This is a genomic window from Pseudomonas californiensis (genome assembly GCF_021147775.1).
Taxonomy (GTDB): domain Bacteria; phylum Pseudomonadota; class Gammaproteobacteria; order Pseudomonadales; family Pseudomonadaceae; genus Aquipseudomonas; species Aquipseudomonas californiensis.
Map to the genome: position 1 here is coordinate 148,456 of NZ_JAGTPK010000012.1, position 16,778 is coordinate 165,233.

Annotated in this window: 17 protein-coding genes; 9 read left to right on the top strand and 8 right to left on the bottom strand. The window is 59.2% G+C overall.

Features of this window, described 5'->3' with window-relative positions:
- Positions 1–318 precede the first annotated feature (318 nt).
- Positions 319–1,518: a succinyldiaminopimelate transaminase gene (gene dapC / locus KDX37_RS14295; protein ID WP_231653323.1), complete on the bottom strand. Its 1,200-nt coding sequence runs from the start codon at positions 1,516–1,518 to the stop codon at positions 319–321.
- Between the two features lie 206 nt (positions 1,519–1,724).
- Between dapC and dapE the strand changes: the two genes are divergently transcribed.
- Positions 1,725–2,861 carry a succinyl-diaminopimelate desuccinylase gene (dapE, locus tag KDX37_RS14300; RefSeq protein ID WP_231653324.1) on the top strand — a complete coding sequence of 379 codons (1,137 nt, stop codon included), beginning with the start codon at positions 1,725–1,727 and terminating at the stop codon, positions 2,859–2,861.
- 41 nt (positions 2,862–2,902) lie between these two features.
- Here the strand turns inward: dapE and KDX37_RS14305 are convergent, their stop codons facing one another.
- Together KDX37_RS14305 and KDX37_RS14310 are read right to left on the bottom strand one after the other, a co-directional pair.
- Positions 2,903–3,994, bottom strand: coding sequence for an endonuclease/exonuclease/phosphatase family protein (locus tag KDX37_RS14305; protein WP_231653325.1), 1,092 nt, complete (start codon positions 3,992–3,994; stop codon positions 2,903–2,905).
- 86 nt (positions 3,995–4,080) lie between these two features.
- A complete protein-coding gene (locus KDX37_RS14310) occupies positions 4,081–4,743 on the bottom strand; it encodes a hypothetical protein (protein WP_231653326.1) in 663 nt (220 codons plus the stop codon).
- 197 nt (positions 4,744–4,940) lie between these two features.
- Here KDX37_RS14310 and KDX37_RS14315 point away from each other — a divergent pair, with 197 nt between their 5' ends.
- From KDX37_RS14315 to KDX37_RS14325, 3 genes are all read left to right on the top strand, one after another.
- Entirely contained in the window at positions 4,941–5,645 is a 705-nt protein-coding gene (locus KDX37_RS14315; RefSeq protein WP_231653327.1) for a DUF2076 domain-containing protein, read from the top strand.
- A gap of 237 nt (positions 5,646–5,882) precedes the next feature.
- Positions 5,883–6,359: an NYN domain-containing protein gene (locus KDX37_RS14320; RefSeq protein WP_231653328.1), complete on the top strand. Its 477-nt coding sequence runs from the start codon at positions 5,883–5,885 to the stop codon at positions 6,357–6,359.
- Between the two features lie 19 nt (positions 6,360–6,378).
- A complete protein-coding gene (locus tag KDX37_RS14325; RefSeq protein ID WP_231653329.1) occupies positions 6,379–6,993 on the top strand; it encodes a 3'-5' exonuclease in 615 nt (204 codons plus the stop codon).
- Here the strand turns inward: KDX37_RS14325 and KDX37_RS14330 are convergent.
- Entirely contained in the window at positions 6,971–7,465 is a 495-nt protein-coding gene (locus tag KDX37_RS14330; RefSeq protein ID WP_231653330.1) for an Lrp/AsnC family transcriptional regulator, read from the bottom strand. The two genes, KDX37_RS14325 and KDX37_RS14330, sit on opposite strands and share 23 nt — an antisense overlap.
- Positions 7,466–7,633: 168 nt before the next feature.
- Between KDX37_RS14330 and yedA the strand changes: the two genes are divergently transcribed.
- Complete coding sequence (gene yedA / locus KDX37_RS14335; protein WP_231653331.1) at positions 7,634–8,548, top strand: drug/metabolite exporter YedA; 915 nt, start codon at positions 7,634–7,636, stop codon at positions 8,546–8,548.
- A 62-nt stretch (positions 8,549–8,610) separates the two neighbouring features.
- Entirely contained in the window at positions 8,611–9,939 is a 1,329-nt protein-coding gene (locus KDX37_RS14340) for a DEAD/DEAH box helicase (RefSeq protein WP_231653332.1), read from the top strand.
- A 127-nt stretch (positions 9,940–10,066) separates the two neighbouring features.
- Here KDX37_RS14340 and KDX37_RS14345 read toward each other — a convergent pair whose 3' ends face one another.
- Both KDX37_RS14345 and KDX37_RS14350 read right to left on the bottom strand, forming a co-directional pair.
- The gene (locus tag KDX37_RS14345) at positions 10,067–11,305 is read right to left on the bottom strand and encodes a TIGR03862 family flavoprotein (protein ID WP_231653333.1); all 1,239 of its coding nucleotides are present in this window, start codon (positions 11,303–11,305) and stop codon (positions 10,067–10,069) included.
- A 100-nt stretch (positions 11,306–11,405) separates the two neighbouring features.
- Positions 11,406–12,323: a histone deacetylase family protein gene (locus tag KDX37_RS14350; protein ID WP_231653334.1), complete on the bottom strand. Its 918-nt coding sequence runs from the start codon at positions 12,321–12,323 to the stop codon at positions 11,406–11,408.
- 119 nt (positions 12,324–12,442) lie between these two features.
- Here KDX37_RS14350 and KDX37_RS14355 point away from each other — a divergent pair, with 119 nt between their 5' ends.
- The 3 genes from KDX37_RS14355 (at position 12,443) to KDX37_RS14365 (ending at position 14,588) form a co-directional block, all read left to right on the top strand.
- Complete coding sequence (locus tag KDX37_RS14355) at positions 12,443–13,012, top strand: GNAT family N-acetyltransferase (RefSeq protein WP_231653335.1); 570 nt, start codon at positions 12,443–12,445, stop codon at positions 13,010–13,012.
- Positions 13,013–13,131: 119 nt separating this feature from the next.
- Positions 13,132–14,001: an acyl-CoA thioesterase II gene (tesB, locus tag KDX37_RS14360; protein WP_231653336.1), complete on the top strand. Its 870-nt coding sequence runs from the start codon at positions 13,132–13,134 to the stop codon at positions 13,999–14,001.
- Positions 13,998–14,588 (top strand): HAD family hydrolase, encoded by a 591-nt coding sequence (locus KDX37_RS14365; protein WP_231653337.1) that lies wholly within the window; start codon positions 13,998–14,000, stop codon positions 14,586–14,588. Before tesB ends, KDX37_RS14365 begins: the two co-directional genes overlap by 4 nt.
- Before the next feature lie 199 nt (positions 14,589–14,787).
- Here KDX37_RS14365 and KDX37_RS14370 read toward each other — a convergent pair whose 3' ends face one another.
- On the bottom strand, positions 14,788–15,777 hold the full coding sequence (locus KDX37_RS14370; protein WP_231653338.1) for an alpha/beta hydrolase: 990 nt from the start codon (positions 15,775–15,777) through the stop codon (positions 14,788–14,790).
- Positions 15,778–15,781: 4 nt separating this feature from the next.
- Positions 15,782–16,660 carry a KPN_02809 family neutral zinc metallopeptidase gene (ypfJ, locus tag KDX37_RS14375; protein WP_231653339.1) on the bottom strand — a complete coding sequence of 293 codons (879 nt, stop codon included), beginning with the start codon at positions 16,658–16,660 and terminating at the stop codon, positions 15,782–15,784.
- Between the last annotated feature and the right edge of the window lie 118 nt (positions 16,661–16,778).

Here is a 16,778-nt window from a genome sequence, read left to right on the forward strand (position 1 = left end):
TTGATAGAACGCTGTTGATGTCAGGCACGCCAGTAACAATCAGGTGCTTATGTCACCAGCACGTTGTTACTGGCCTGCGCTTCAGCAGCAAGTTGATCAGGTGCAAAAGTGTCAGAGCACCTTTTAACTAAACTCTATAACTTTTTGGTCGGCCGGACTGTTCTTCTCTCTAAGACGCCGCTCTTGTTAGTCAGTTACTGGCCTCTTTTGCCATGACTACTCAATAACAGTGACCGGGCGCTTGACGAATTCACGTTGTAAACATAAGCAGGCTGCCCCGTCCAGGCGTTGCCGGATACCCGGAGCGTGAACCCGGTATCAGCGACGCGCCAAAAGGAAATCCCTGATCCGTTCTGCCGCTTCCACGCACTCGGCCAAGGGCGCAACCAGCGCCATTCTTATCCGCTCTGCACCTGGATTGACGCCGTCGACTTCGCGTGACAGGTAGGATCCCGGAACGACGGTGATGTGTGCCTGTTCGAACAGATCGCGGCAGAATTCGGCATCGTCCATCGGGACTTTTGCCCACAGATAGAAGCTGCCGTCAGGCTTTTTGACGTCCATGACCGGAGACAGAATGGCGAGCACCGCGTCGAATTTTTCACGATACAAATCGCGGTTTTCATGAACATGGCTTTCATCTTTCCAGGCGCAAACGCTGGCCAGTTGGCTGTGCACAGGCATGGCACAGCCGTGGTAGGTCCGGTACAAAAGGAAGGCTTTGAGAATATCCGCGTCGCCCGCCACAAACCCTGAGCGCAGCCCTGGCAAGTTAGAACGCTTCGACAGACTGTGGAACACCACGCAACGTTTGAAATCACGACGACCCAGCTCTGCGCAAGCGGTCAGCAAGCCAGGCGGTGGTGAGGTTTCGTCAAAGTACAGCTCGCTGTAGCATTCGTCCGCCGCGATGACAAAGTCGTACTCGTCCGCCAGCAAAATCAGCTTCTTCAAAGTTTCCAGCGGTACCAGTGCCCCGGTGGGGTTACCCGGCGAGCAGAGAAACAGGATCTGGCAGCGCTTCCAGATATCAGCCGATACGCTGTCAAAATCCGGATTGAAGCCGTTGCTGTCCAGGCACGGCAAGTAGTGAGGCGTGGCTCCCGCCAGAATCGCTGCGCCTTCGTAGATTTGATAGAACGGATTTGGACTGATCACCAACCCGTCGGCATCGCGACGCACAACGGTCTGGGTAAATGCGAAAAGCGCTTCGCGAGTTCCATTGACGGGCAGGATGTTACGAGCAGGATCCAGCCAGCCGGCAGGCACGCCGAAGCGCTGCTGGCACCAGTCTGCGATAGCTGTGCGCAACTCGGGTATCCCCAGCGTCGCGGGATACACCGCCATTTTATCGAGATTGGCTGCCAGTGCTTCTTTGACGAAGGCGGGCGACGGGTGTTTCGGCTCGCCGATGGACAGCGCGATAGGACGCAGGCTCGCGTTTGGCGTCACGCCGTTCAACAGGGCGCGCAGTTTTTCAAACGGGTAGGACTGCAGTTGGGTTAAAGCGTCGTTCATATCAAGTTCTCAGTACGGTTTGATCACGCTCCAGCGTCAACGCTGATGCACAAGGACGGTCATGCCGATCGGCCCGCACGGGATGGCAACCTGCTGGTTTGCTTGAAAGCCCGGCCTACGGATCTCGGCAAGACTTCTGAAACATAATGTAATAATGTAATAATGTAACATAAATTTTTCAACCGTCCTTTGGAGTCTTTGTCCTCATGCTCTCACCCACTCTTGAACTCGCCTGCGAATTGATTCGCCGTCCTTCGGTCACTCCACTCGACGCTGGCTGCCAGGAATTGATGATGGCGCGACTGGGTCATGTCGGCTTCGCGCTTGAACCGATGAAGATTGAGAATGTTGATAATTTCTGGGCGTCTCATGGCAGCAGTGAAGGCCCCGTGCTGTGTTTTGCCGGGCACACCGATGTGGTGCCCACCGGGCCGTTGCAGGCCTGGAACATCCCGCCATTCGAGGCGTTGATCGATGAACAGGGGATGCTTCACGGGCGAGGTGCTGCGGACATGAAAGGCAGTCTGGCAGCCATGTTGGTGGCGGCGGAACGCTTCGTGGTGGATTACCCTGATCACCGTGGTTCAGTGGCGTTTCTGATCACCAGCGACGAAGAAGGGCCTGCTCATTACGGTACCAAGGCGGTGGTCGAGCGCCTGGTTGCGCGTCAGCAACGTCTGGACTGGTGCATCGTGGGCGAGCCGTCGAGCACAACGCTGGTCGGCGATATCGTCAAGAACGGGCGTCGTGGTTCACTGGGTGCAACCCTCACTGTCCGAGGTGTTCAGGGCCATGTGGCGTATCCGCACCTGGCCAAAAACCCTATCCATCTGATGGCGCCGGTGTTGGCTGAACTGGCCAGCGAGCACTGGGACAGCGGCAATGCGTTTTTCCCGCCTACCAGCTTTCAGGTATCGAATCTGAACGCGGGTACGGGGGCTACCAACGTTATTCCGGGTGAACTGGTTGCGGTGTTCAATTTTCGATTCTCGACTGAATCGACGGTCGAGGGTTTGAAGAGCCGCGTCGCCGAGATTCTCGACAAGCATTCGCTGGACTGGCACATCGACTGGGCATTGTCGGGCCTGCCGTTTCTGACGGAGCCGGGAGCGCTGCTGGATGCTGTGGCGTCCAGCATCAAATTGGTCACCGGACGTGATACGCAGGCGTCCACCAGCGGCGGCACTTCTGACGGCCGGTTTATCGCGACCATGGGCACTCAGGTTGTCGAATTGGGGCCAGTCAACGCCACGATCCATCAGGTCAACGAGCATATCCTGGCCAGCGATCTGGATGTTCTGACGGAAATCTATTATCAGACCCTGATCAAGTTGCTCGCCTGACGCAGAAGTGCTGGACGATTATCTGCTGCCGGCACCTTGGTTCATGGCGCGACCGGCAACAGAAACCGCCCGATCACCGGAAGGTGATCGGAGATCAGCATCGCGTCGTCCCGGCGCACCGATGCACTGACCTTTTTCAGGCGCGGGCTGTAGAACAGATAGTCCAGTGTTCGATCCGGTCCGCTGACGCGTGGGTCATTGGGGAAGTAGGTCAGCCAGCGGTTGCGGTCGATACCGCTGGCTTCGTCGTTGGTCGGGATCATCGGGTAGTGTTCCCAGAGCGCGTGCAACTCGCTGTCCGGCGCATAGCGCACACGCTGCTCGGCCGGCAGACGCTGGTACTGGCCGAGCGGCAGCAGGTTGAAGTCGCCGCCGATCAACCATGGCGTGCCGCTGCTTTCAAGCTTGTCCAGCACTGCTCGGGTTGCTTCTATCTGCCGTTGTGCGGTGCCGTCGCCTGCGCGGGCGGTTGAAAGGTGGGTGTTGATGATGGCGAGCTTGGTGCCATCGCGCAGCGGCAGGTAGCTGACCAGCAACGCATTCTTCGCCTGGAACTGACGGCTGATGATATTGGCGTCCGGTACCGGCAGTTGCAGCCGTTCTGCGCTTTCTATCGGGAAACGGCTGAGGGTGGCCAGTTTGCGCCCCACGCTGCCCCAGATGTGCGGAAGTGGCACGAAGTCGGCCCGCCAGTAAAAAGCCTGAGCACTGCACGGATATAGATCGGTGACGCGCTCCTGCAGCAAAGCAAGCTGGTCGTGGTAATCGGTATTCTTGGCGCCGTCGTTCACTTCCTGAAGCAGAACAATGTCGGGCTGTTCGTGGCGGATCACCCGTACCACTTCATCAAGGTTATAGGCCAGGTCTTCGGGAGTAGGGCGCTCGTCCTGGCCGCTGCCGTCGGCCATGTCGTACCAGAATACGTAACGCTTGCCGGCCAGGTATTGAATGTTCCAGGTCATGACCTTCAGTGCCTGCCCGGGCATCAACGGCTTGGTCGCGACCTCTGGCGAGCAGTGCGTGACAGCCGCTTCACGTGCGGATGGTCGCCAGGTCAGTTGCTGGACCATCAACACCAACAGGGCGACGATCACGAGGCAATACAGGGTCAGGCGTAACAGGAAACGTGGCATCGGCTCGACTTGGAGCGCCTGGCGCTCAGTGAAGATTCGCGTCCGATGATAGCCCAGTCGACCGCGCTTGCCGACTGACCTTTGCTTCAGTTGGCCTCTGCGGGTTCGCTGATCAGCATGAACAGACGGAACAATACGATGCTGGTAAACAGCTGCAGAAAGCTGCTGAGGCTGTCAATCGCCAGGGACACCGGTGCGCTCTGCGGTTCCGGCAACAGGTACAGGCTGACGCCTTCAAGCAGCGACAGCGGAAGGTAGACGCACAGTACGCAGACCAGAATGCGCGTGAAATGGCCAGTGGTCATCAGCATGCTTTCACGCATGGCCATGAACGGTGTTCGTCCACGAAGCACCAGCAGGTATTCGCAAAAGACCAGCTTGATCATCACCCAGATACCCGGCACCACCAGCAGCGACATGCCGAACAGGATCAGCAGCGTGCTCATGGCCGAGAGGACGGCAAACGTCGGCCACAGCCGCAGGGCCATCGCCAACAGATCACGGGTATGCGGTGTTTCACCACGTGTACGCGCATCCATGAACAGGATCAGTGCGGCGGTGTACAACGGGTAGAAAAACAGCCCGATCACCAGCTCGTAGGCAGGCGAGGCATCGGCTGACATCGCGTTGCCCAGCGCCTGTTTGGCCAGCGCTTCGAGCACCACCAGGGGCAGGCAAAGCATAGCGATGGCGCCCAGATTGCGCCGGAAGAAATAAAGCGAATCCTGGATAACGGTCAACGGGTTCATGGGGCTGGATCACAGGCAAAAAGCAGGTCGCTACTTTAGCCCATGGTCGCCTGCGTAACCAAGCGCAGTCGCGGCGGCGCAGAGCGTTCTTATCTTTTTTTCATGTCATTGAACGGCCCTCGCCAAGCCCCATTACTGGGTTACGTCCCGACATCCTGTCGGGCGAAGGTCAGCAACGGCAATCCAGCGAGGTCGCCATGAACAACGAAGAACAAACTCTGATTGATGGTCTTTTCTCGAAACTCAAAGACGCTGAACAGGCAGGAGCGTCCAGAGACGCGAGTGCGCAGGCAAGAATCAACGAGCATCTGACCCGTCAGCCCGCCGCGCCTTACTACATGACGCAAGCGATTCTGGTGCAGGAAGCGGCGGTCAATCAGCTCAATCTTCAGATCAAACAGCGTGACGAGCAAATTCAGCAGCTGCAGGCCGAACTCCAGCAAGCCAAAGGCCAGGCCTCCTCGGCACCTGCCAGTGGCGGGTTTCTATCGAGCATTTTTGGTGGCAGCGCTGCTCGCACGGCTCAGCCGCAACCGAGTCAGTCGAGCAGTGGCTGGCGCGACGGTGCAGGTTTCAACCCGTCTCCCGCTCAGCAAGGCAGTTACGCACCACCGCAACCTGCGCCAGCCGCGCCGGTCGGCAGTGGTTTTCTGGGTGGTGCGTTGAAAACCGCAGCAGGTGTGGCAGGCGGCGTCATGTTGGCAGAGGGCATCTCCAGTCTGTTCAGTCACCACAGCCAGCCGCAGGAGATCGTCGAGGTCATTCACGACTCGCCGGTCCAGAACAATGGGTTTTCCAATGACCAAGGTAACTGGGGGCAGCAGGACTCTCAGTACACCGCCGACGACAGTTACAACGACGGCGGCGGAATGTTCTCGGACGACGACGATTCGTTTGTATGAGCAACGCTTGACCCTGCGCGCAAGCCGCGCAGTCTGGTCCGACTGAGCTCAATGATGTGAAACGCGCCCCGCAGGCAAGGCCCCTCGCCGGCCTGCGGGGCGTTTTCTGCGCGCGTGTGTCATGCCGTTCCCGTGATCCATGCCTCAATTCCGTGTTCAAGCTGGCATACTGGACGGCGATTCATATTCCGGATCGCTGTACCCGCAGGTGCATTGCCTGCGTCATGAGGAGTTGCGGTGAAGAAGATCGCGGTGTTCGCCGATGTGCAGAACCTCTATTACACCGTGCGTCAGGCGCATGGCTGCCATTTCAACTATGCCGCGCTGTGGGCAGATATCAGTAAACGTGGAGAAATTGTCCACGCGTTTGCCTATGCCATTGATCGCGGCGACAGCAAACAGCAGCAGTTTCAGCAGATACTTCGCAACCTGGGTTTCACCGTGCGGCTCAAGCCTTACATCCAGCGCAGCGACGGCTCGGCCAAAGGCGACTGGGACGTCGGTATCACCATCGACATCATGGACTTTGCGCCGCAGGTCGACGAAGTGGTGCTGGCCTCAGGCGACGGTGACTTCGACATGCTGCTCGAACGCATCATCACCAAGCACGGTGTCGAGGCAGTGGCCTATGGCGTGCCGGGCCTGACCGCGAACTCGCTGATCCGTGCTGCCAGTCGTTACGTGCCGATTGAAGGCGCGTTGTTACTGAAATGAATTTCAAGGGTTGGACCACGTGTTTGAACGTATAGCAGTCATCGACTTTGAAACAACCGGCATCTCTCCCGGCCATGACTGCCGGGCGACCGAGGTTGCTGTGGTGATCATGGAGCAAGGGCGTATCGTCGAGCGCTTTCAGAGCCTGATGAATGCCGGCGTGCGCATTCCCGCTTTTATCGAAGGCCTGACCGGCATCAGCAATAACATGATTCGCACCGCGCCAAGCGCCGAGCGTGTGATGGCCGATGTTGCGGATTTTGTCGGCACCACGCCGTTGGTGGCACACAACGCCTCGTTTGACCAGAAATTCTGGGACTATGAGCTGTCGCGTATTCAGCGCAAGCGCGAGCAAAGTTTTGCCTGTTCCATGCTGCTGGCCCGGCGCCTGATGCCGGGTGCGCCTAATCACAAGCTCGGCACGTTGACCAGCTATGCACGCCTGCCCAACACCGGCAAGGCTCACCGGGCCATGGCCGATGCCGAGATGGCGGCCAATCTGACCGTGTATCTAAGCAACCAATTGCGTCAGACCCACGGCATCGACGGGGTTTCCCACCAGTTGCTGTGCTCGCTGCAAAAAGTGCCAGCTGCCAAAATCAGCGAAACCCTCAGGCGTCAGCGCGGGTTTTGACTGCAGTTCTGTCTTGCGTGGAGTAGGGCACCAGATAGTGTGATGGCACGCTGCGCTCCACGGCCGTCGACAGCACAATCGACGTCTTGCTGAAACCAAAATGAGCGATACGGTTGATCAGGTCTTCAAGGTGAGGCATCGAATCGACCGCTGCGCGCATGATGACGCAGGGGTCGCCTGTCACCCGATGGCACTGGATCAGTTCGGGGATCTGCCATAACTCGTCATACGCCTGCTGATTCCCGTGGCTGGCCATGCGCAGTTCGATGATGCACTGAATCGGCAAGCCGACTTTCGAAAGGTCGACCTTGGCCTCGTACCCGGTGATCACGCCGTTTGCCTCCAGCTTGGCGACCCGTTCCGCCACCGCAGGCGCTGAAAGATTGACCAATTTTGCCAACTGCGCAAAAGACGCCCTGCCATTTTTCAACAGTGCATCGAGCAACATACGGTCGTATTTATCCAGCGTCATGGTGCGTCTCCGGCCGTTATTCGACGGTTTTTCATAAACAAAGGCGTAGAGGGTCAACAACCTTTGTTTCGTAAGTTTACGCGGCATTCAAACAGGATTGGCCGCTTAATTATCGGCATCTGCCTTCGTACAATAAACTCACACTAACAATGAATCCAGAGTCAGGCCATGCCCTCATCCACTCGCATCTCCCCGTTGCTCATCGGCGCGTTTCTGGCCCTGTATCTGGTCTGGGGCTCGACCTACCTGGTGATCCGCATCGGTGTCGAATCGTGGCCGCCGCTGATGATGGCCGGTATCCGCTTTTCGATTGCCGGCTGCCTGATGTACGGATTCCTGCGTTATCGCGGTGTGCCTGCGCCTACCTGGGCTGAGTGGAAGGCTTCATTTCTGGTCGGCTTCCTGCTGTTGGCGTGTGGCAACGGCGGCGTGACCCTGGCCGAGCATGCGGGCGTTGCGTCTGGCGTGGCGGCGCTGTCGGTGGCGACCATGCCGCTGTTTACCCTGCTGTTCGGTCTGTTCTGGGGCAATCGCACCACGAACCTTGAGTGGGCGGGCATCGTGCTGGGCTTGATCGGCATTGGCCTGCTGAACATGGGCTCCAACCTGCAAGCCAGCCCTTACGGCGCGGCACTGGTGCTTTTCGCCGCAGCTGCCTGGGCGTTCGGCTCGGTCTGGAGCAAGCACTTGCCGCTGCCCAAGGGCCCGATGGCCAGCGGCGCGGAAATGATCACCGCAGGGGCGACGCTGCTGGTCGGCAGCTTCCTCAGCGGCGAGCGGCTGCAGCAGATGCCGACAGCAGCGGGCTGGGGGGCGCTGGCGTACTTGATCGTGTTCGGCTCCATCGTCGCGTTCAGCGCTTACATGTACCTGCTCAAGAACGTGCGCCCGGCCGCCGCAACCAGTTATGCGTACGTCAACCCGGCGGTTGCCGTCTTGCTGGGCGTGATGTTTGCCGGCGAGACAATCGGTCTTGAAGAGTGCATGGCTATGGTGGTCATCATCAGTGCCGTGGTCCTGATTGGCTTGCCGCAATGGCGCAAGCGGCCGCTGCAAGAAGCACCGTCGGCGCGTACAAGCTAACCGAGGCGGGCCGGACAGGTTAAACTGCGCGCCTTGCGCTGAATTTTTCCTACGGTATCCCCATGACATTCGCCTCTCTCGGCCTGATCGAACCCTTGCTGCGCGCCCTCGAAGCGCTTGGCTACCAGACTCCAACGCCGGTCCAGACACAGGCCATTCCGCCTGTGCTGGCTGGCCGCGACCTGATGGCGGCGGCCCAGACCGGCACCGGCAAGACGGCAGGCTTTGCGTTGCCTCTGCTGCAGCGCCTGACCATGGAAGGCCCCAAGGTCACGCCGAACTCGATTCGTGCGCTGGTGCTGGCGCCGACCCGCGAGCTTGCCGAACAGGTTCATGAAAGCATTCGCCAGTACGCCGAGCACCTGCCGCTGAGCACTTACGCGGTTTACGGCGGCGTAAGCATCAACCCGCAGATGATGAAGCTGCGCAAAGGTGTGGATGTGCTGGTCGCCACTCCGGGTCGCCTGCTTGACCTGCATCGTCAGAACGCGGTGAAGTTTTCGCAGTTGCAAACGCTGATCCTCGACGAAGCCGACCGCATGCTCGACCTCGGCTTCGCAGAGGAACTGCGCAGTATTTATGCGGCATTGCCCAAGCGTCGCCAGACGTTGCTGTTCTCCGCAACGTTCTCCGATCCGATTCGCCTGCTGGCTTCGCAAATGCTGGACGACCCGCTGACCATCGAAGTCAGCCCGCGTAACGTTGCGGCGTCTTCGGTCAAGCAATGGGTCGTGACGGTGGACAAGAAGCGCAAGACCGACCTGTTCATCCACCTGCTGAAAAAGCACCGTTGGGGTCAGGTACTGGTGTTCGCCAAGACCCGTGTCGGTGTTGATCAACTGGTGGACCGTTTGCAGGCGTTGGGCATGAACGCCGATGGCATCCACGGCGACAAGCCTCAGGCGACGCGCCAACGGGCGCTGGATCGCTTCAAGGCCAATGAAGTGAAGATTCTGGTGGCGACCGATGTAGCGGCGCGTGGTCTGGATATCGATGACTTGCCGACAGTAGTCAACCTGGACCTGCCAATCGTGGCTGAAGATTACATCCACCGCATTGGTCGTACCGGCCGTGCCGGGCTGACCGGTGAAGCCATCTCGCTGGTGTGCGCCGATGAGGTCGAGCTGTTGTCGGCCATCGAGGTGCTGACTCGTCAGGCGCTGGAGCGCAGGGAAGAGGCCGACTTCGAGCCGGAGCACCGCGTACCGAGCACCGATGCCAGTGGGCAGATCCTCAAAAAGCCCAAGAAGCCGAAAAAACCCAAGGTGTCCGGCAGCAAGCGCAACCTCGGAAAATGGGTGGACAGTGGCGATTCCGAGCCAGCGCCAGTGGTCAAGCCAGTGCGTAAACTGCCCGTATTGAACACCGGCCCGCGCAAGAAAAAACCCTGAGCGCCTGATGGTTTGCGAGCACTTACAGCCCGCGAGAGCAGTTCAAGGGCCGGTACATTTCCACTGAATGTACCGGCCCCTTCGTCAGCAAAAGGAACGCCGCCCGCTGACTACCACGGGTCTTGTCTCACCGTTTGCGCAGCCACTCTGCTATACCCAGGCCTGCCGCTCGCCCGCTGGCAAAACAGGCTGTCAGCAGGTAGCCGCCGGTCGGTGCTTCCCAATCGATCATCTCGCCCGCACAGAACACGCCGGGCAGTTGCTTGATCATCAGCCGTTCGTCCATGGCCTCGAACATCACGCCACCTGCCGTACTGATTGCCTCATCGATAGGCCGTGCCTTGACCAGCGTCAGGGGCAAAGCCTTGATGGCTTCACTCAGCATGGCCGGGTCAGCAAAAGCATCCTGCGACGCCAGTTCACGCAACAAAGCAGCCTTGGCGCCATCCAGCCTCAGTTGGCTGTGCAGATGTTTGGACATGGAGCGCGAGCCGCGAGGCTTGCTCAGGGCCTTGTGCACATCGCTCTGCGCTTTCCCCGGCAACAGATCAATATGTACGGTCGCTGAACCCTTCCGGTTGATCTGCTCGCGTATCTGCGCCGACAACGCATACACCAGGCTGCCTTCGACCCCGTTTTCTGTCAGCACGCATTCACCCAAGCGTGGCTGCTGACCGGACAGACCGATGGCGATGTTCTTCAAGGGCGCGCCGGCGAATTTGTCTTTGAGCAATTCACTCCACGCCGCCACCTCGAAGCCACAATTTGCAGCCTGCAGCGGTGCAGTACTGACTTTTTTGGCTTCCAGCACTGGCAGCCAGGCGCCATCGGAGCCCAATCGGGCCCAGCTTGCGCCGCCCAATGCCAGTAATGTCGCCGCAGGGCTTATCGCCATTTCTCCGCCGGAGTGGGTGATACGCAGGCTGCCATCGCCGTTCCAGCCCAGCCAGCGGTGACGGGTATGAATCACCACGCCTGCATCGCGCAGGCGCTTGAGCCAGGCGCGCAGCAGCGGTGCAGCTTTCATGTCGGTCGGAAATACCCGGCCTGAACTGCCCACGAAGGTTTCGATGCCCAACCCGTGAATCCATTCGCACAACGCACCCGCGCCAAAGCTTCGCAGCAACGGCGCGATCATGGCCGAGCGTTCGGCATAACGCGACAGAAACGCCGGGTAGGGCTCGGAGTGGGTGATGTTCATCCCGCCCACGCCAGCCAGCAAAAACTTGCGCCCGACCGACGGCATGCCGTCGTACAGGTCGACCTTGAAGCCCGCCTGACTCAGCACTTCGGCAGCCATCAGCCCAGCAGGACCACCCCCGATGATGGCGACAGATTGTGGGGCGGAGGAGGCGAAGTCGGTCATGGTCAAAGCAGTGTCGTCGGCAAAAGAGTGGCGCATTCTACCCGAGATTGGCTGACCGTCCTTTCCAGGCGCAAACACTGCCTCTGGTCAACACGTTGCGTCAAAGCCCCATGTCGGTCCAGACCTGTTGCGCAGTGTGATGCAGGATGCCATGGCGCCTGGCCAGCGCGGCTCGGTCCTTGCTGTAACCACCACCGATCACTCCCATGACTGGAATGTCTCGTGAAAGGCAGTGGCGCAGCACCGCTTCATCGCGATTCGCCAGGCCCTGATCGGTCAATTGCAGATAGCCCAGTGCATCGTCCTTGTGAACGTCCACGCCAGCGTCGTAAAGCACCAGATCCGGTTTGTAGATGGGTAGCAGGTAATTGAGCAGGTCATCGACGACTTTCAGGTAATCCGCGTCGCCCATGCCCATGGGCAGCGGGATATCCCAGTCGCTCTGGGCTTTGCGGGCCGGGAAGTTTTTCTCGCAATGCAGCGATACGGTAATGGCATCTTCGGTATCGGCCAGGATCCGCGCCGTGCCGTCACCCTGATGCACATCGCAATCAAATATCAGTATTTTGTCCACCCGACCGCTTTGCAGCAGGTACTGACTGATCACTGCCAAGTCATTGAAAATGCAAAAACCGGCCGGGTAGTCATAGTGCGCATGGTGAGTGCCGCCCGCCAGATGGCAGGCAAGGCCATGGGTCAGTGCCTGCTCGGCGGTCAGCAGCGACCCGCCCACCGCACGTACCGTACGTCGCGCCAGCGCTTCGCTCCAGGGAAGGCCAAGACGCCGCTGATCCTCGCGCGACAGGTCGCCGCTCATGTAGCGGCTTATGTAGGAAGGATCATGCGCCAGCGCCAGAATGTCCGCAGGGCAAAGCTCGGGTCTTAATAATTGAACGTCGCTGGTCAGCCCGCTGTCGATCAAGTGGTCGCGCAGTAGCCTGAACTTGTCCATGGGGAAACGATGGTCCGCCGGAAACGTCGGGCTGTAGTCGTCGTGGTAGATAAGCGGCAGGGACATTTTGCGTCCGTTCAGAGGTCGAAAGCCGATAGTGCCAGTATTGCTTGCGGCCGCACAGTTTTCCTATGCATTGAGCGACTACACTGGCGCCCAGTGATGTCCGGTAACCGGGAGGATCGATGGAACCGATACTCAAACTTGATAGCGCCCGACTGCTGATGCGGCAGTGGCGTGACGATGACCTGCCGGAGTTTGCCGCCATGTGCGCGGACCCGCATGTCATGCGCTATTTTCCCGAACCTTTGAGTCGCCTCGAAAGCGCAGCGCTTATTGGACGCATCCGGGGGCATTTCGCTGAGCTGGGTTTTGGTCTCTGGGCACTTGAGCGCAAGGACAATGGTGCGTTTATCGGTTTTACCGGCCTGAACGTGGTGAGTTTTGAAGATCGGTTCACGCCGGCAGTGGAGATCTGCTGGCGGTTGGCGCGGGAGCACTGGGGCCTGGGTTTTGCCAGCGAAGCAGCCTGGACCGTTCTGGGTTGCGGTTTCGAGCGTCTGAAGCTGGATGAAATCGTCTCGCTTACCGCAGTGTGCAACGAGCCGTCGCAAAAAGTGATGCAGGCAATCGGCATGCATCACGCTGTCTCGGATGACTTCGATCATCCGCTTCTGCCCCAGGGACAACCGCTCAGACCGCATGTGCTGTATCGAATCAACCGTCAACAGTGGCTCAATACGCTAAAACCCTGATAAAGCTCACCGCGCTAATTCTGTATGATTTCATTTTAGTGGCGCGGGCCATTGGGCCCGCCAACTGCATTGCCACTTTTATCTGGCGCGTGCAGGTACGTTTTGTAAGAGGAATGACAATGAGCCAAGTGCTGGATGATCTGGTTGAGCTGCTGACGCTGGAGCCTATAGAAGAAAACCTGTTTCGCGGGCGTAGCCAGGACCTTGGTTTTCGCCAGCTGTTCGGCGGTCAGGTATTGGGTCAATCGCTGTCTGCTGCCAGCCAGACAGTCGAGGATGACCGTCATGTTCATTCATTGCACGGTTATTTTCTGCGTCCGGGCGATGCGGGGTTGCCCGTGGTCTATCAGGTTGATCGCGTGCGCGATGGCGGTAGCTTCAGCACTCGCCGCGTGACCGCGATTCAGAAAGGCAAACCGATCTTCACGTGCAGTGCGTCGTTCCAGTACGACGAAGAGGGTTTCGAGCACCAGACCGTGATGCCGCAAATCGTCGGCCCGGAAAACCTGCCCACGGAACTCGAGCTGCTGCAAAGTCGCGCGCACCTTATCCCGGAGGCCATGCACGACAAATTCTTGCGGCCCAAGCCGATTCAGTTTCGCCCAGTGACGGCTGAAGACCCTTACAACCCTGCGCCTGGCGAACCGGTCAAATATGTGTGGTTCCGTGCTGACGGAGCCTTGCAGGACGTGCCTGCGCTGCATAAATACATGCTGGCTTATGCCTCGGACTTCAATTTGCTGACCACCTCCCTGCGGCCGCATGCCAAGACGGTCTGGCAGCGCGACATGCAGGTCGCAAGCCTTGATCACTCGCTGTGGTTTCACAACGACCTGCGTGCTGATGACTGGCTGCTGTATGCGATGGACAGCCCCTGGGCGGGCAACTCGCGCGGCTTTTCACGTGGCAGCGTATTCAACCGCGCCGGGCAACTGGTTGCATCGGTCAGTCAGGAAGGCCTGATTCGCCACCGCAAGGATTGGGCATGACACTTCACGATATTCGCCACTGGGTGTTCGACATGGACGGCACGCTGACGGTGCCGGTGCATGATTTTCCGGCCATCAAGCGTGAGCTCGGCATCCCGCAGGATGATGACATTCTCGGCCACCTCGCGGCCTTGCCTGCCGACGAGTCCATCGCCAAACATGCCTGGCTGCTCGAACACGAGCGTGAACTGGCATTGGCTTCGATGCCGGCTGATGGCGCTGTCGAGCTAGTTCGTGAGTTGGCAGGTCGCGGCTATCGTCTGGGCATTCTGACCCGCAACGCCCGGGAGCTGGCGCACATCACCCTCGAGGCCATCGGCCTGGCTGACTGCTTTGCGGTGGACGATGTGTTGGGGCGTGATGAGGCAACACCCAAGCCGCACCCGGCAGGCCTGTTGAAGCTGGCGAGCGCGTGGGATGTTGATCCGAAGAAGATGGTCATGATCGGTGATTACCGCCACGACCTGGATTGCGGCCGAGCGGCCGGTGCGAAGACCATTCTGGTCAACCTGCCAGACAACCCATGGCCGGAACTGACCGACTGGCATGCCGTGGACTGCGTCGCCTTGCGGGCAATGCTGGGCTAGCAGCGCGCTCTTGCAGCAGGAAGTGTGCGGTGCACCTCATGGCTTCCTTCGTCAGCAAACAGAACGCCGCCCGGCTGACTCTCACAGGGTGCACTTCGCACATCATCACCTTGTGGGAGCGAGTCTGCTCGCGAAGGCCTGCTGACTGGCACCCGATATGTGCCGATCAGGTGCGCCTCAGATGCTGCGTCAGCACCTATCAGAACGGCTTGAACAGCACGGCCTGGCCTTCAGGCGAAGTGAAGATTCCGTCACCGTTGTGGCCTACTTTCGGGACAATTATCAGGCGTTGGTTCAGCCCTTCCGGGTGACGTTTCTGCAGGTAGTTGAAGAAGTTCTGGCCGCGAATCAGGCGATAGCCGCCTTGTGCTTCAGCAGCACAGGTCTTGTCCAGCGCCGGGTGGTTGCGGTCGGTGTCCAGCTCGCCCAGCAGGTAGGTCACGTCGCGTTTCACGTAGTTCTTTTCAATGTCGACCGGCTTTTCCTTGCCAGAGTAAAACGGCATCTTGTTCAGGCCGTATTTCCACTCGTCAAAATCCGGGCAGCTTTGCGCTGTCACAGGTTCCGGGCGCTCTGCGTCAAAGTAGGCGTAGGACGAAGGGTTTGCAATCACATAGCGCAGTTTGACGCCCTCTCGCTGAAGCAGCGCGTCTTCCTTGCCGCCAATCATCGCGTAACGCTGCACCACTTGAGCGCCGCCTGAATGTCCAGCGATGACGACTTCCTTGAGGTTGGGGAACAGCTTGCTGTCGCTCAAGCGCTTGAGGATATGGTCCAGCACGAGGAACGAACTGACGGGTTTAGGCCCCACAGACGTCGCGCCTTCCATCCAGCTGTTCTGACGCCAGCGCAGGATCGACTCAGGCAAGTGGTGGGCAACAATGTCTTTCTCGTCCAGAAACTGAGGCGCGATCAGCAGGGTCTTGCCGCGCTCTTTCGATTGATTGGCCGCCCGCTCGATGCTGCGCAGGTAAGTTTGCGCATTGCGCAGACGACCGTGCAGCACGATCACCACGCGTTCGATCTTCGGCTTGGGGTGAACCCATTCCTGGCTCAGCCCCAGCGTGGCCTCGGTGCCATTGATCGCCAGACGATCCGGGCTGATGGATTTAACCGCTTGATCCTCGGCGTGAGCCGCGAGGCTCACAAAGGCAGTGCTTAACAACAGGACCAGAAGCGGTTTAATCATGTGCTCAGAGACTCTTGGCAGCGAACGTATCGCATTGGTTGATTTGGCCTTGCGCAAAACCGGTCTTGAACCAGCGCACTCGCTGGGCGGACGTCCCGTGTGTGAAGGAGTCCGGTACGACACGGCCGCTATTTTGCTGCTGCAGGCGGTCATCGCCAATGGCGTTTGCCGCATTCAGCGCCTCTTCAATATCACCCGGCTCAAGCCAGTTCAAACGATTTTGTGCGTTATAGGCCCAAACACCGGCAAAGCAGTCCGCTTGCAGCTCCTGACGCACCAATAATCCGGTGCTGCCTTCCATGCGCTGGCCTGCTTTGCGAGCCGAATCAACCTTGCTCGAAATGCCCAGCAGGGTCTGCACGTGATGCCCGACTTCGTGTGCAATCACGTAAGCCTGAGCGAAATCTCCGGCGGCAGAGAAGCGTTGCGACATTTCGCGAAAGAAGTCCAGATCCAGATAAACCTGCTGATCTGCCGGGCAGTAGAACGGCCCGGTGGCTGAGGTAGCACGGCCGCAGGCGGAATTGACCTGGCCGCTGAACAGCACCAGCGTCGGATCCTTGTACTGACGGCCGTTCTGGGCGAACACCGCGCGCCAGGTGTCTTCTGTGTCGCCGAGGATACTACGCACGAACTCGGCCTGCTGATCGTTGGCCGGGGGCGCCTGACGTGTCTGTGGCGCGCTTTGCTCGGTTCCCTGACCTGTGAGCTGTCCGAGGATCTGCATCGGGTCCTGGCCGGTCAGCAGGCCGATCGCGACAACGATCACGATACCGCCCAGGCTCAGGCCCTTGCCACCGATACGCATGCCCCCGCCGCCGCTACTTCCGCCATCGCGTGCATCGACCACATTGTCGCTGCGTCGGCCTTTTTTCCAGAGCATGTCGAATCCCTCTTTTATCGTGCGATGAGTGTCGCTGGTGATACGGATACGCGCCAGTCCGGCGTCATCAGCGCAGCGGCTGTGCAAGGTGCGAGGGTATAGAGGTGTAGCGGGCTGA

What these genes read in the sequence shown, in the direction of transcription:
- yedA (WP_231653331.1), top strand. Translation starts at nt 7,634, where the DNA reads ATGCCCTCATCCACTCGCATCTCCCCGTTGCTCATCGGCGCGTTTCTG.
- KDX37_RS14365 (WP_231653337.1), top strand. Translation starts at nt 13,998, where the DNA reads ATGACACTTCACGATATTCGCCACTGGGTGTTCGACATGGACGGCACG.
- KDX37_RS14305 (WP_231653325.1), bottom strand. Translation starts at nt 3,994, where the DNA reads ATGCCACGTTTCCTGTTACGCCTGACCCTGTATTGCCTCGTGATCGTC.
- KDX37_RS14355 (WP_231653335.1), top strand. Translation starts at nt 12,443, where the DNA reads ATGGAACCGATACTCAAACTTGATAGCGCCCGACTGCTGATGCGGCAG.
- KDX37_RS14315 (WP_231653327.1), top strand. Translation starts at nt 4,941, where the DNA reads ATGAACAACGAAGAACAAACTCTGATTGATGGTCTTTTCTCGAAACTC.
- tesB (WP_231653336.1), top strand. Translation starts at nt 13,132, where the DNA reads ATGAGCCAAGTGCTGGATGATCTGGTTGAGCTGCTGACGCTGGAGCCT.
- dapE (WP_231653324.1), top strand. Translation starts at nt 1,725, where the DNA reads ATGCTCTCACCCACTCTTGAACTCGCCTGCGAATTGATTCGCCGTCCT.
- KDX37_RS14340 (WP_231653332.1), top strand. Translation starts at nt 8,611, where the DNA reads ATGACATTCGCCTCTCTCGGCCTGATCGAACCCTTGCTGCGCGCCCTC.
- KDX37_RS14330 (WP_231653330.1), bottom strand. Translation starts at nt 7,465, where the DNA reads ATGACGCTGGATAAATACGACCGTATGTTGCTCGATGCACTGTTGAAA.
- KDX37_RS14345 (WP_231653333.1), bottom strand. Translation starts at nt 11,305, where the DNA reads ATGACCGACTTCGCCTCCTCCGCCCCACAATCTGTCGCCATCATCGGG.
- ypfJ (WP_231653339.1), bottom strand. Translation starts at nt 16,660, where the DNA reads ATGCTCTGGAAAAAAGGCCGACGCAGCGACAATGTGGTCGATGCACGC.
- KDX37_RS14310 (WP_231653326.1), bottom strand. Translation starts at nt 4,743, where the DNA reads ATGAACCCGTTGACCGTTATCCAGGATTCGCTTTATTTCTTCCGGCGC.
- dapC (WP_231653323.1), bottom strand. Translation starts at nt 1,518, where the DNA reads ATGAACGACGCTTTAACCCAACTGCAGTCCTACCCGTTTGAAAAACTG.
- KDX37_RS14350 (WP_231653334.1), bottom strand. Translation starts at nt 12,323, where the DNA reads ATGTCCCTGCCGCTTATCTACCACGACGACTACAGCCCGACGTTTCCG.
- KDX37_RS14370 (WP_231653338.1), bottom strand. Translation starts at nt 15,777, where the DNA reads ATGATTAAACCGCTTCTGGTCCTGTTGTTAAGCACTGCCTTTGTGAGC.